The following is an 11,907-nucleotide window of genomic DNA, read 5'->3' as shown; positions in this document are numbered from 1 at the left end:
TCAGGCGGACTGCTTCGCCTTCGCGGCGGTCTTGGTCGTGCTCTTGGCCGGGCTCTTGGCGGCGGCGCGACGCGGGGCCGGCGGCGGAGCCAGACGGGCGGCCTCCTCGTCAGCGGCCTCCTTGGCCAGGCGCGCCGTGCGCAGCCGCTCGGTCTTGGCGTCACGTTCCGCGCGCTCGCGGTCGATGATCTCACGGGCGGCGCGCGTGGTGGCGTCGCCCTTCACCTCGCCGCGGGACGGCTTGAACAACGTCTCCTTGGACATCTTCTGCATGCCGGCCAACTCCGCTCGAGAAATGAAAAAGGCCGGGTCGGAGACCCGGCCTTCGAAGCGTTGATCGGCCGTGGGGAGCGCCATCGCGTTCCCCACGACAATCAGGCCTTACGCGGCCTGCAGGTTCTCGGCGGCGCTCTTCCCGGAGCGCTTGTCCTGCACGATCTCGAAGCTAACCTTCTGGCCTTCGACGAGGGTGTGGAGGCCCGAACGCTCAACGGCCGAGATGTGCACGAACACGTCGGTCGAGCCGCCGTCCGGCTGAATGAAGCCGTAGCCCTTCTGGACGTTGAAAAACTTCACGGTTCCGGTGGTCATGACGATTTCCTTCTAAAATCGACGCGGATTTACTCCGCCGGAGTTAAACCCGACGGCGCTGAAACATCGATATTGAGAGGAAGTTCGCCGCCGCGCAGAGGCGCTCAACAACATCCAACGGACAAGATCGACAATGAATACATACCCCCTGGCGGGGGTGTTGGCAAGCCGGCGGGCCATCGGGCGCCGGTCCGGCGGCGGACCGCGCCGCGTGTCCTCAGCTTTCCCAGAACTCCGGCAGCGCTTCGCTGAGCACGCCGCCCACGCGCACCGGCGCGACCTTCGCGGCGAGGCCCCGCCCGTCAATCTCGACCGCCAGCCCCGACAGCGTCGCCTCGCCGTCGGCCGGTTCGAAGCGCCCGGCCGAGAGCTTGGTCAGGAAGCGGTGGATCGGCTCGTCCTTCCGCATGCCCAGCACGCTGTCATAGTCGCCGCACATGCCGGCGTCTGACATGAAGGCCGTGCCGCCCGGAAGAATCCTGTGGTCGGAGGTCGGCGCGTGGGTGTGGGTGCCCACCACCACGCTCGCGCGGCCGTCGAGGAAATGCCCGAAGGCCTGCTTCTCGCTGGTGGCTTCGGCATGGAAGTCCACAATCACGGCGTCGGCCCCGAGACCCAGCGGGCAGGCCTCGAGCTCGGCGTCGATCGCGCGGAACGGATCGTTCAGCGCCTGCCCCATGAATACGTTGCCCATGACGTTGACGACGAGCACGCGGGCGCCGTCGCGCGCCTCCACGATCGTGGCGCCGCGCCCGGGCGTGCCGGGCGGGAAGTTCACCGGCCGCACGAGCCGCTCGGCGCGCTCGGAGAACACCAGCGCCTCGCGCTGGTCGAAGGAGTGGTTGCCGAGCGTGACCGCGTCCGCGCCGGCGTTCAGCAGATCCTCGTAGATCTGCTCCGTGATGCCGAAGCCGCCGGCGGCGTTCTCGCCATTGATCACCACGAGGTCGAGCGACCAGCGCTCGCGCAGCGCCGGCAGGCGCTCGGCGACCGCGTTGCGGCCGGCGCGTCCGACCACGTCGCCCAGGAACAGAAAGCGCATCAGATCTCGGCTCCGGCCGTCGGGCGGAAACCGAGCTCGGTCAGCACGCCGTCGAGCGGCGCGTCATGGTCGAGCGTCGGCACGGCCTCGACCTCCTGCGCCGCGAAGGCGAGGCCGACAGCGACGACGCGTTGCTTCGCGCGCAGCTGTTCAAGCGTGCGGTCGTAGAATCCGCCGCCATAGCCGAGCCGGCCGCCGGCGGCGTCGAAGGCCGCGAGCGGCACGAACACGAAATCGGGCGTGACCTCGGCGGCGTCGGCGGGCGGCTCCTTGAGGCCGAAAGGCCTGTCCACCAGCGGGTCGCCCGGCCGCCAGTCGCGGAACACGAGCGGCGCGGCCTTCTTCACGATCACCGGCAGGCAGAGCGCGACGCCCTGCTCCGCCAGACGGCGCGCGAGCGGCAGCGTGTCGATCTCGCCGCGGACGGAAAAGAACAGCGACACCCGCTTCGGGCGCCGGCGCGCGACCAGCGCCGCGCCTTCGGCCGCGACCGCGAGGCCGGCCGCGATGCGGCCCTCCTCCGCGAGCTCCGAGCGCGCCTTGAGAGCGCTGGCGCGCAGCGCCGCCTTCTGCTCGTCGGCGGCGGTGGTCTGAAGGGCCTGCTGGATCATCAAGAAACTGAGCGCGGAGCCACGATGGCCGTTGGAGTTTTGATCCCGGGACACCTACAGAGTAGGTGGGCGCCGTTGTGGCCAAGACCACGGTCAAGGCCAGTGACAGCTCCCGTTCGGAATCGTAAGGGCCCGGGGATTCTAGTTTCCTGACGCGCCCCGCAGCACCGCGGGAGGGAAGATAGGCGACCGCGCGGCCGCGCGCCAGTGGCTTGGCGCCTCACTCCCGCCGGACGCCCTCTGCGAGCTCCTCGGCGAGCCGTTCGAGCCGCGCCGCGGCGTTGCTGACCTGCTCGGCGACGTCGGCGTGCCGGGCGTCGAAGGCCTCCACGGCGTTCTGGTCGGCGGCCTTGAGGGCGACGATCTCGGCCTCGAGCTCGGCGCGCGTCCGACTGGCCTCGTTGAGCTCGTCGGCCATCATGATCGCCGTCATGATCGACAGGCGGATGTCGCCGACCTCGCCGAACTGCCGCTTCAGCTGCGCGTGGCGCTCGTCGACGCTGCGGGCGAGCGAGAGCAGGTGCTGCTCCTCGCCCTCGCCGCAGGCCATCTTGTAGTCGCGGCCGCCGATCTGCACCGTCACCTGCGGCATGGCGTCAGCTCCCCGCCTCGGCCAGCACCGACTCCACGGTGGCGATCGCGGAGTCGAGCCGCGTCTTCACCTCGTCGCGCGCCGCCTTGGCGGACTCGGCCTGCGCGGCCGAGACGTCGAGCAGTTCGGCCAACCGCTGGCGGTCCTCCGCGAAGGCGGACAGCTCCTCCTCGCGGGCGCGCGCCGCATCGGCGGCGTCGAGCGCCCGCCCCACGGCGGCCTCCGCCGCCTCCAGAGCCTGGTCGAGGCGCCGCAGCGCCACGTCGAGATCGCTCACCCAATCCCCCCGGGCCAAGTCGCGGACCATGCCGCGCGGCGAAACCGACGGCTCCGCAACGCCTTGCGGGTGCGACTTTAGGAGCCGCCTTGAAAAGCCGTCAATCCGCGACCGGCCTCGTCCACGGGAGTTTCGGCAAAACCGCAGGGCAGCCCCTGTATTGACATGCCCTAGGTCCACTTTAAACGTCCGCGCGACGGCTCCGGCCCCTCGCAGGCGCGGACGCAGGCGGGAGCGGCCCGCATATCCAGGATCGGACTTCTCGCAATGACTGATGCGACCACGACCCGGCGGATGGCGAACGCGATCCGCGCGCTCGCCATGGACGCGGTCGAGAAGGCGAATTCGGGCCATCCCGGCATGCCGATGGGCATGGCCGACGTGGCGACCGTGCTGTGGACCAAGGTCCTGAAATATGACGCGGCCGATCCGCACTGGATCGACCGCGACCGCTTCATCCTGTCGGCCGGCCACGGCTCGATGCTGCTCTACGCGCTCCTTCACCTCACGGGTTCGAAGGAGATGACGATCGACGAGCTGAAGCGCTTCCGGCAGGTCGGCTCGAAGACGCCCGGCCATCCGGAGCGCGGCCACACCGAGAGCGTCGAGACCACGACCGGCCCGCTCGGCGCCGGCATCTCGAACGCCGTCGGCCTCGCGCTCGCCGAGCGCATCCTGGCCGCGGAATACCCCACGCTGTTCGACCACCGCACCTTCGCGCTGTGCTCGGACGGCGACCTGATGGAAGGCATCAGCCAGGAGGCGATCGCGATCGCCGGGCACTACCGGCTGAACAAGCTGGTCTTCCTGTGGGACGACAACTCCATCTCGATCGACGGCGACACCTCGCTGTCGGATTCGGTCGACCAGATCGCCCGCTTCGAGGCCTGCGGCTGGAACGGCGTGCGGGTCGACGGCCATGACGCCGACGCGATCGAGGCCGCCCTCCGGGCGACCGAGGGCTCCGACAAGCCGACGCTGATCGCGTGCAAGACCATCATCGGCTTCGGAGCGCCCAAGAAGGCCGGCACCGAGAAGGCGCACGGCTCGCCGCTCGGCGCGGAGGAGATCGAGGGCGCCCGCAAGGCGCTTGGCTGGGATTACCCGCCGTTCGAGATCCCGGACGACCTGCGCGCGCTCTGGCTTGAGGCCGGCCGCCGCGGCGCGGCTCAGCGCGAAGCCTGGGAGAAGCGGCGCGCCGCCGTCGACCCGGCGACGCTCGCCGATCTCGAGCGCCGGCTGCGCGCCGACCTGCCGGAGGGCTTCGCGGCCGCGATGGCGGAGCACAAGGCGAAGCTGTTCGCCGAGCCGAAGGAAATGGCGACCCGCAAGGCCGGCGAGGCCGCGCTCACCGTGGTCAAGGGGCAGCTGCCCGAGCTGATCTCGGGCTCGGCCGACCTGACGCCGTCCAACAACACGCTCACCAAGAACATGACGGTGATCCGCCCCGGCGAATATGGCGGCTCGTTCATGCACTGGGGCATCCGGGAGCACGGCATGGCGGGGGCCTCGAACGGCCTCGCGATCCATGGCGGGCTGCTGCCGGTCGACTCCACCTTCCTGGTGTTCTCCGACTACTGCCGTCCGGCGATCCGGCTCGCGGCGCTGATGAAGATCCGCGTCGTGCACGTCTTCACGCACGACTCGATCGGCGTGGGCGAGGACGGCCCGACCCATCAGCCGGTCGAGCATCTGGCGGCGCTGCGCGCGATCCCGAACCTCAACGTGTTCCGCCCCTGCGACGCGATCGAGACGGCGGAGGCCTGGGAGGTCGCGGTCGCGAGCAAGACGCGGCCGAGCATCCTGGCGCTGACCCGCCAGAACCTGCCCCAGCTCCGCCTGAAGGACGTCGGCGAGAACCTCACCGCGAAGGGCGCCTACGAGCTCGCGCCGGCGAACGGCGTCGCCGCGGTCAGCCTGTTCGCGAGCGGCTCCGAAGTCAGCCTTGCGATGGAGGCCAGGGAGCGTCTCGAGGCCGAGGGGCTGCCGACCCGCGTGGTCTCGGTGCCCTGCATGGACCTGTTCCTCGACCAGCCCGGCGCCTATCGGGCCGAGGTCATCGGCACGGCCCCGGTGAAGATCGGGATCGAGGCCGCGATCCGGCAGGGCTGGGACGCCATCATCGGCTCCGACGGCGGCTTCGTGGGCATGAACGGCTTCGGCGAAAGCGGGCCGTACAAGGAGGTCTACCGCGTCTTCGGCATCACGACCGACGCGATCGTTTCGCTCGCTAAGGAAAAACAGGCGAACGGCGCCTAGATAAGGGTCGCGGCGGATCAGCCGCGCAGAGGTTCAGGGAAGGACGTTACGAAAATGGCGGTGAAGGTCGCGATCAACGGGTTCGGGCGCATCGGCCGGCTGGTGCTGCGGGCGATCGTCGAGTCCGGACGCAAGGACATCCAGGTGGTCGCCATCAACGACCTGGGCCCGGTCGAGACCAACGCGCATCTGCTGCGCTACGATTCCATCCACGGCCGCTTCCCGGCCGAGGTGTCGGTCAACGGCGACGTCATCTCGGTGGCCGGCTACGGCGACATCAAGGCGACCGCCATCCGCAACCCCGCGGAGCTGCCGCACAAGGACCTCGGCGTCGACATCGCGCTCGAATGCACGGGCCTGTTCACCTCCAAGGAGAAGGCCTCGGCCCATCTCCAGGCGGGCGCCAAGCGCGTCCTGGTCTCCGCTCCCGCGGACGGCGCCGATCTGACCGTCGTGTTCGGCGTCAACGAGAACACGCTCTCGAAGGACCACATCGTCGTCTCGAACGCGTCCTGCACCACCAACTGCCTGGCGCCGGTCGCCAAGGTGCTGAACGACGCGATCGGCATCCAGCACGGCTTCATGACGACGATCCACTCCTACACGGGCGATCAGCCGACGCTCGACACCATGCACAAGGACCTCTACCGCGCCCGCGCGGCGGCCCTCAGCATGATCCCGACCTCGACGGGCGCCGCGAAGGCCGTCGGCCTCGTGCTGCCGGAGCTCAAGGGCAAGCTCGACGGCGTCTCGATCCGCGTGCCGACCCCGAACGTGTCGTGCATCGACTTCAAGTTCGTGGCGAAGCGGCAGACCTCCGTGCAGGAGGTGAACGACGCCATCAAGGCGGCCGCCGCCGGCCCGCTCAAGGGCGTCCTCGACATCGTCGACGCGCCGCTGGTCTCGTCCGACTTCAACCACAACCCGCACTCGTCGAGCTTCGCGCTCGACCAGACGAAGGTGCTCGAGGGCAACTTCGTGCGCGTGCTCAGCTGGTACGACAACGAGTGGGGCTTCTCGTCCCGCATGTCGGACACCGCCGTCGCGATGGCCGAGCTCATCTGAGCGCCACGCGGTGCCGGCCTTCCGTGAGTTGAAGGCCGTCTCCGCCCGCTGGCGGAGCCTGGACTGCGAGGGTCTCGACCACGTGACCCTCGCGTCCGAGCCGGACCGCATCGTCGCACGCGGCGTTGCGGTCGGAGCGCGCGGCGACGTCCCCTACGGCGTCTACTACCGGATCGACTGCGATCTCGGCTGGCGCACGCGCGAGCTCGCGCTGGCGACCTCCGACGGACGCGGCCTCCACCTCGTCGCGAACGGCGAGGGGCGCTGGGCGATGGGGACGGGCGAGCCCCTCCCCGCCCTCGACGGCTGCCTGGACCTCGATCTCTCGGGCACGCCCTTCACCAACACCCTGCCGATCCGCCGCCTGTCATGGCGCGAGGGGGAGCAGCGGGAGCTGAAGATGGCGTTCGTGCCCTTCGACAGCTTCGAGCCCGTCGCGGAGGCGCAGATCTACCGCTGCATTGAGCCCGGCCGGCGCTTCCAGTACCAAGCGGCCGACCTATCCTTCGAGGCCGAGCTCTCCGTCGACGAGGACGGGCTCGTGACCGACTACGCACAACTCTTCGCGCGGGTGCTCTGATGGCTGCCTACAAGACCCTCGACGACGTCAACGTGGCCGGCAAGCGCGTGCTGGTGCGCGTCGATCTCAACGTGCCGATGGACGGCGCCCGGGTGACCGACGACACCCGGCTGCGCGCCGTCGCGCCCACCATCAACGAACTCGCCCAGAAGGGCGCCAAGACGATCCTGCTCGCCCATTTCGGCCGGCCGAAGGGCAAGCGCGACGAGAGCCAGTCGCTGAAGGCGATCCTGCCGGCGCTCGAGCAGACGCTGAAGCAGGACGTGCATTTCGCCGACGACTGCGTCGGCGAGGCCGCGGAGGCCGCCGTCACGAAGCTCACGCCGGGCGACGTACTGCTGCTCGAGAACACCCGCTTCCACGCCGGCGAGGAGAAGAACGACCCGGCCTTCGCCGAAGCGCTGGCGCGGCTCGGCGACATCTATGTCAACGACGCCTTCTCGGCCGCGCACCGCGCGCACGCCTCCACGGAGGGCGTCGCCCGGCTGCTGCCGGCCTATGCGGGCCGGTCCATGCAGGCCGAGCTCGACGCGCTCGACAAGGCCCTCTCCTCCCCCGAGCGGCCGGTGGTGGCGATCGTCGGCGGCGCCAAGGTCTCGACCAAGCTCGACCTTCTCGGGAATCTCGTGAAGCGGGTCGACGCGCTGGTGATCGGCGGCGGCATGGCCAACACCTTCCTGGCCGCGCAGGGCGCCGAGATCGGCAAGTCGCTGTGCGAGCGCGATCTGCTCGACACCGCCCGCGAGATCGTCGCCAAGGCCGGCGAGGCCGGTTGCGAGATCGTGCTGCCGGTCGACGGCCGGGTCGCGAAGGAGTTCCGCGCCCACGCCGAGAATCGCGTCGTCCCGGCCACCGAGGTCGGCGCCGACGAGATGATCCTCGACATCGGGCCGAAGTCGGTCGAGCGCGTCGCGCAGGTGATCGAGGGCGCCAGGACGCTGGTCTGGAACGGACCGTTCGGGGCGTTCGAGATGCAGCCCTTCGACGAGGGGACCGTGGCTGTGGCGCAGAAGGCCGCCGCGCTCACCCGCGAGGGGCGGCTGCTGACGGTGGCGGGCGGCGGCGACACGGTCGCGGCGCTCAACGCAGCCGGCGTGGCGGACGACTTCTCCTATATCTCGACGGCCGGCGGGGCCTTCCTCGAATGGCTCGAGGGCAAGGAACTGCCCGGCGTCGCCGCGCTGACCGCGACAAAGTAGCGGCCCCGCCCTATAATCCGCGCCCAATCAGAAAACGCGCTTCCGAGAGTACGATGAACGTCTCCACCCCGATCACCGCCGAACGCCGCCTCGCGATCACGCCGCGGGTGCGCGAGATCCTGTCCTGGTACGAAAGCGACAATCCGGGGACGAAGGGAAATCTCGTCCGGCTGCTGATGACCGGGCGCCTCGCCGGCACGGGCAAGCTCGTGATCCTGCCCGTCGACCAGGGCTTCGAGCACGGCCCTGCCCGCTCCTTCTCGGTCAATCCGCCGGCCTATGACCCGCATTATCACTTCCAGCTTGCGATCGACGCCGGGCTCAACGCCTACGCCGCGCCGCTCGGCATGCTGGAGGCCGGCGCCGACACCTTCGCGGGCCAGATCCCGACCATTCTCAAGATGAACAGCGCGAACTCGCTGTCGCGCCTCAACGAGGACGCCGACCAGGCCGTCACGGCTTCGGTCGCCGACGCGGTGCGGCTCGGCTGCTCGGCGATCGGCTTCACCATCTATCCCGGCTCCGACCGCGCCTATTCGCAGATGGAGGAGATCCGCCAGCTCGCGGCCGAAGCCAAGTCGGTCGGCCTCGCGGTCGTGATCTGGTCCTATGCGCGCGGCGGCACGCTTGACAAGAAGGGCGAGACCGCGGCCGACGTGATCTCCTATGCGGCGCACATGGCGGCGCTGCTCGGCGCCCACATCATCAAGGTGAAGCCGCCGTCGGACCACATCGCGCTCGACGCCGCCAAGAAGGCCTACAAGGCCGGCGGCATTGAGCTCGGCACCCTGTCGGACCGCATCCGCGACGTGGTGAAGAGCTGCTTCAACGGCCGCCGCATCGTGATCTTCTCGGGCGGCGAGGCGAAGAGCGACCCCAACGCCGTGCTGGACGAGATCCGCGAGATCGCCGCCGGCGGCGCGTTCGGCTCGATCATGGGCCGCAACGCCTTCCAGCGTCCGAAGGAGGAGGCGATCCAGCTCCTCCACCAGATCATGGACATCTACGCCAAGGCGGCGTGAACGGGCGCATCGCCCGGATCGCCAGCCGGAGCGGACCCATCAGGCAGGGGCGCGGCGATTGCCGCGCCCTTGTCGTTCGCAGGCCGATCCGGTCGACCTCGCCCCGGTTTCGCCATCGGGCTTCGCGACGATCCCTTCTCCTATCCTGAGTCCTCAGCCATGGCCCAAGCGCCCGCCACCCGCCTGATGCTGATCACGCCCGAGCTCGACGAGGTCGAGGCGTTCGAGCCGATGCTGCGCGCCGCGCTCGCGGCGGGCGACGTCGCGGCCGTGGTGATCCGCCTCGCGCCGGCCGACGAGCGGTCCCGGCTGGCCCGCGCCAAGACGCTTGTGCAGGCCGCGCAGGACGCCGGCGCCGCGGCGCTGCTTTCGGGCGAGGGCGTCGAGGACATCGTCGGCAGATCCGGCGCGGACGGGCTGCAGGCGGAGGCCGGCGAAGGCTTCGGCGAGGTGATCGGCCGGTTCAAGCCCGAGAAGATCGTGGGCGCGGTGGCGCAGGGCGCGCGCGACGACGCGATGTCGGCCGGCGAGGCCGGCGCGGATTACGTGCTGTTCGGCGACCCGGCGAGGGACGAGCCGTTCGCCGCGACGCTGGAGCGGGTCGAATGGTGGGCGCCGATCTTCGAGGTGCCCTGCGTCGGCTTCGCCCGCGCGCTCGACGACGTCGCGGCGCTCGCGGCCGCGGACGCGGAGTTCGCGGCGCTCGGCGACGCCGTCTGGCGCCATGAGGAAGGCCCTGCGGCCGCGGTCGCCTCTGCGGAGGCGATGCTGTCGCTCTCCCGCCAGCCCGCCCCATGACGCGGGCGCTGCTCGCAGCGGCGGCCCTGCTGGCCGCCTCCGGCGGCGCGTTCGCGGCGAGCGAGCCGCGGAAGACGCTGTCCGCCCCGGTTCCCTCGGCGTCCGACCTGCAGCAGCCCTCGACCGCGGTGCCGAGCTTCCGCGACATGATGCTCGTCAACCCTTGGGACGCGCAGCAGAACGCGCCGACGCAGGCCGTCGAGGACGACGAGGGCCCAACGGACCCCAACGCCGACGTCGCCTATGGGGCCTACCAGCGCGGCCTCTACCGCGCCGCCTTCGACGAGGCGAAGAAGCGCGCTGAGGCGAACCCGCCGGACACCGCCGCGATGACGCTGCTCGGCCAGCTCTACGCCGACGGCGCCGGCGTCGCCCGCGACCCCAGGCAGGCCGCCCGCTGGTATGAGCGCGCCGCCGCCAAGGGCGACCGCGAGGCGATGCTGCAGCTCGGCCTGCTCAAGCTTAATGGCGAGGGCGCATCGCGGGACGTGGCGGGCGCGGCGAAGCTGTTCGAGAAGGCGGCCGCGCTCGGCGAGCCGGAGGCGCTCTACAACCTCGCGGTGATCGAGCTGCAGGGCGAAGGCCGGCCGCAGAACTTCGCTTCGGCGGCCAGGCACATGAAGGCCGCCGCCGAGCTCGGCCAGGCGCAGGCCCAGTACGCCTATGCGGTCCTGCTCAGGGAGGGCCAGGGCGTCGATCGCGACCTCGCGGCCTCCGCCGACTGGCTCAGGCGGGCGGCGGAGCAGGACGACATCCCCGCGATGGTGGAATACGCCATCTCGCTGTTCAACGGGCGCGGCGTCGAAAAGGACGAGGCGGCCGCCTCGCAGTTCTTCAGGCGCGCCGCCGAGCGCGGCAACGCCATCGCCCAGAACCGGCTCGCCCGGCTCTACGCCCATGGCCGGGGCCTCGCGCGCGATCCCGCGCGCGCCGCCGCCTGGCACCAGCTCGCCCGCCGCCAGGGACTGGCGGACGCCTGGCTCGACGGCTTCGTGGCGAGCCTGCCGGCGGCGGACCGCGCCGCGGCGGACGGTCTTGTCGCGAAATGGAGCGAAGGTTTCGGCCCGATCGCGCAGGAGACGACCGCCGAGGCCGGCGGCCGCAAACCTTGACGCGGCTGTGATCCGAGGGCAAACGAGCGGGCGCCGACGTGGCGCCCAGCACGCACGCCGCCTCTCTCGAAAGACCTGACGAATGAAGATCAACGGCAACCAGATCACCCCCGGCATGGTCATCGAGCACCAGGGCGGCCTCTGGGCCGCCGTCAAGACCAACGCCGTGAAGCCCGGCAAGGGCGGCGCGTTCAACCAGGTCGAGCTCAAGAACCTGATCGACGGCCGCAAGCTCAACGAGCGCTTCCGGGCCGACGAGACCGTCGAGCGCGTCCGGCTCGAGCAGAAGGACTTCCAGTTCCTCTACGCCGAAGGCGACGATCTGGTGTTCATGGACCTCGCGACCTACGAGCAGATGCAGCTGGCGAGCGATTTCGTCGGCGAGCGCGCGGCCTTCCTGCAGGACGGCATGACGGTGACGGTCGAGATGCACGAGGAGCGTCCGATCGGCGTCAAGCTGCCCGACCAGGTGACGCTCGAGATCGTCGAGGCCGACCCCGTCGTGAAGGGCCAGACGGCCGCCTCCTCCTACAAGCCCGCGAAGCTCGAGAACGGCCTGCGCGTGATGGTGCCGCCCTTCATCGCGTCCGGCGAGCGCATCGTGGTCGACACCAACGAAGTCACCTATCTCCGCCGCGCCGACTGACGCGGCGCTCCGAGGACGTCGGTCCGGCGTGAGCGGCCACGCCGCCCGGCCGACCGTCGCAGAACCAGCGCCGCCCCAGGCGCGACGAACCCGGCCCTGCGCGTCGCCCCGTC

The 11,907-nt window shown here is 70.4% G+C and carries 14 protein-coding genes and 1 other RNA gene; 8 read left to right on the top strand and 7 right to left on the bottom strand.

From position 1 onward, the window contains the following. From GGR24_RS00615 to GGR24_RS00585, 7 genes are all read right to left on the bottom strand, one after another. A complete protein-coding gene (locus GGR24_RS00615; RefSeq protein WP_183393367.1) occupies positions 1-273 on the bottom strand; it encodes a hypothetical protein in 273 nt (90 codons plus the stop codon). Positions 274-381: 108 nt separating this feature from the next. Next, positions 382-591: a cold-shock protein gene (locus tag GGR24_RS00610; RefSeq protein WP_183393366.1), complete on the bottom strand. Its 210-nt coding sequence runs from the start codon at positions 589-591 to the stop codon at positions 382-384. 217 nt (positions 592-808) lie between these two features. Continuing rightward, the gene (locus GGR24_RS00605; RefSeq protein WP_183393365.1) at positions 809-1,633 is read right to left on the bottom strand and encodes a TIGR00282 family metallophosphoesterase; all 825 of its coding nucleotides are present in this window, start codon (positions 1,631-1,633) and stop codon (positions 809-811) included. Continuing rightward, complete coding sequence (locus GGR24_RS00600) at positions 1,633-2,244, bottom strand: 5-formyltetrahydrofolate cyclo-ligase (protein ID WP_183393364.1); 612 nt, start codon at positions 2,242-2,244, stop codon at positions 1,633-1,635. Before GGR24_RS00600 ends, GGR24_RS00605 begins: the two co-directional genes overlap by 1 nt. Positions 2,245-2,256: 12 nt before the next feature. Beyond that, a non-coding RNA gene (gene ssrS, locus GGR24_RS00595) (6S RNA) lies at positions 2,257-2,415 on the bottom strand. Positions 2,416-2,464: 49 nt separating this feature from the next. After that, positions 2,465-2,836 (bottom strand): cell division protein ZapA, encoded by a 372-nt coding sequence (gene zapA, locus GGR24_RS00590; RefSeq protein WP_183393363.1) that lies wholly within the window; start codon positions 2,834-2,836, stop codon positions 2,465-2,467. Positions 2,837-2,840: 4 nt separating this feature from the next. Continuing rightward, the gene (locus tag GGR24_RS00585; protein ID WP_183393362.1) at positions 2,841-3,113 is read right to left on the bottom strand and encodes a DUF4164 family protein; all 273 of its coding nucleotides are present in this window, start codon (positions 3,111-3,113) and stop codon (positions 2,841-2,843) included. 267 nt (positions 3,114-3,380) lie between these two features. Between GGR24_RS00585 and tkt the strand changes: the two genes are divergently transcribed. The 8 genes from tkt to efp all read left to right on the top strand — a co-directional run bounded on the left by tkt (position 3,381) and on the right by efp (position 11,794). Then, positions 3,381-5,372 carry a transketolase gene (gene tkt / locus GGR24_RS00580; protein WP_183393361.1) on the top strand — a complete coding sequence of 664 codons (1,992 nt, stop codon included), beginning with the start codon at positions 3,381-3,383 and terminating at the stop codon, positions 5,370-5,372. A gap of 54 nt (positions 5,373-5,426) precedes the next feature. After that, positions 5,427-6,437 carry a type I glyceraldehyde-3-phosphate dehydrogenase gene (gap, locus tag GGR24_RS00575; RefSeq protein WP_183393360.1) on the top strand — a complete coding sequence of 337 codons (1,011 nt, stop codon included), beginning with the start codon at positions 5,427-5,429 and terminating at the stop codon, positions 6,435-6,437. Positions 6,438-6,447: 10 nt separating this feature from the next. Beyond that, positions 6,448-7,017 carry a putative glycolipid-binding domain-containing protein gene (locus GGR24_RS00570; protein WP_183393359.1) on the top strand — a complete coding sequence of 190 codons (570 nt, stop codon included), beginning with the start codon at positions 6,448-6,450 and terminating at the stop codon, positions 7,015-7,017. Then, positions 7,017-8,216 (top strand): phosphoglycerate kinase, encoded by a 1,200-nt coding sequence (locus GGR24_RS00565; protein WP_183393358.1) that lies wholly within the window; start codon positions 7,017-7,019, stop codon positions 8,214-8,216. The genes GGR24_RS00570 and GGR24_RS00565 overlap by 1 nt, the downstream gene beginning before the upstream one ends. A gap of 53 nt (positions 8,217-8,269) precedes the next feature. Further along, positions 8,270-9,238, top strand: a complete 969-nt coding sequence (locus GGR24_RS00560) for a class I fructose-bisphosphate aldolase (protein WP_183393357.1) — start codon at positions 8,270-8,272, stop codon at positions 9,236-9,238. A 159-nt stretch (positions 9,239-9,397) separates the two neighbouring features. Next, positions 9,398-10,036 carry a thiamine phosphate synthase gene (locus GGR24_RS00555; protein ID WP_183393356.1) on the top strand — a complete coding sequence of 213 codons (639 nt, stop codon included), beginning with the start codon at positions 9,398-9,400 and terminating at the stop codon, positions 10,034-10,036. After that, the gene (locus GGR24_RS00550; protein ID WP_183393355.1) at positions 10,033-11,148 is read left to right on the top strand and encodes a tetratricopeptide repeat protein; all 1,116 of its coding nucleotides are present in this window, start codon (positions 10,033-10,035) and stop codon (positions 11,146-11,148) included. Before GGR24_RS00555 ends, GGR24_RS00550 begins: the two co-directional genes overlap by 4 nt. Positions 11,149-11,230: 82 nt before the next feature. Next, positions 11,231-11,794 (top strand): elongation factor P, encoded by a 564-nt coding sequence (gene efp, locus GGR24_RS00545; RefSeq protein WP_183393354.1) that lies wholly within the window; start codon positions 11,231-11,233, stop codon positions 11,792-11,794. Positions 11,795-11,907 lie beyond the last annotated feature (113 nt).

Source organism: Hansschlegelia beijingensis (assembly GCF_014196425.1).
Taxonomy (GTDB): Bacteria; Pseudomonadota; Alphaproteobacteria; order Rhizobiales; family Methylopilaceae; genus Methylopila; species Methylopila beijingensis.
This window is presented reverse-complemented; position numbering and strand designations above follow the sequence as displayed.

Excerpts from the sequence above, each read along its gene's own strand:
- GGR24_RS00615 (WP_183393367.1), bottom strand. The coding sequence starts at position 273 with ATGCAGAAGATGTCCAAGGAGACGTTGTTCAAGCCGTCCCGCGGCGAG.
- GGR24_RS00610 (WP_183393366.1), bottom strand. The coding sequence starts at position 591 with ATGACCACCGGAACCGTGAAGTTTTTCAACGTCCAGAAGGGCTACGGC.
- GGR24_RS00605 (WP_183393365.1), bottom strand. The coding sequence starts at position 1,633 with ATGCGCTTTCTGTTCCTGGGCGACGTGGTCGGACGCGCCGGCCGCAAC.
- GGR24_RS00600 (WP_183393364.1), bottom strand. The coding sequence starts at position 2,244 with ATGATCCAGCAGGCCCTTCAGACCACCGCCGCCGACGAGCAGAAGGCG.
- zapA (WP_183393363.1), bottom strand. The coding sequence starts at position 2,836 with ATGCCGCAGGTGACGGTGCAGATCGGCGGCCGCGACTACAAGATGGCC.
- tkt (WP_183393361.1), top strand. The coding sequence starts at position 3,381 with ATGACTGATGCGACCACGACCCGGCGGATGGCGAACGCGATCCGCGCG.
- gap (WP_183393360.1), top strand. The coding sequence starts at position 5,427 with ATGGCGGTGAAGGTCGCGATCAACGGGTTCGGGCGCATCGGCCGGCTG.
- GGR24_RS00565 (WP_183393358.1), top strand. The coding sequence starts at position 7,017 with ATGGCTGCCTACAAGACCCTCGACGACGTCAACGTGGCCGGCAAGCGC.
- GGR24_RS00560 (WP_183393357.1), top strand. The coding sequence starts at position 8,270 with ATGAACGTCTCCACCCCGATCACCGCCGAACGCCGCCTCGCGATCACG.
- GGR24_RS00555 (WP_183393356.1), top strand. The coding sequence starts at position 9,398 with ATGGCCCAAGCGCCCGCCACCCGCCTGATGCTGATCACGCCCGAGCTC.
- GGR24_RS00550 (WP_183393355.1), top strand. The coding sequence starts at position 10,033 with ATGACGCGGGCGCTGCTCGCAGCGGCGGCCCTGCTGGCCGCCTCCGGC.
- efp (WP_183393354.1), top strand. The coding sequence starts at position 11,231 with ATGAAGATCAACGGCAACCAGATCACCCCCGGCATGGTCATCGAGCAC.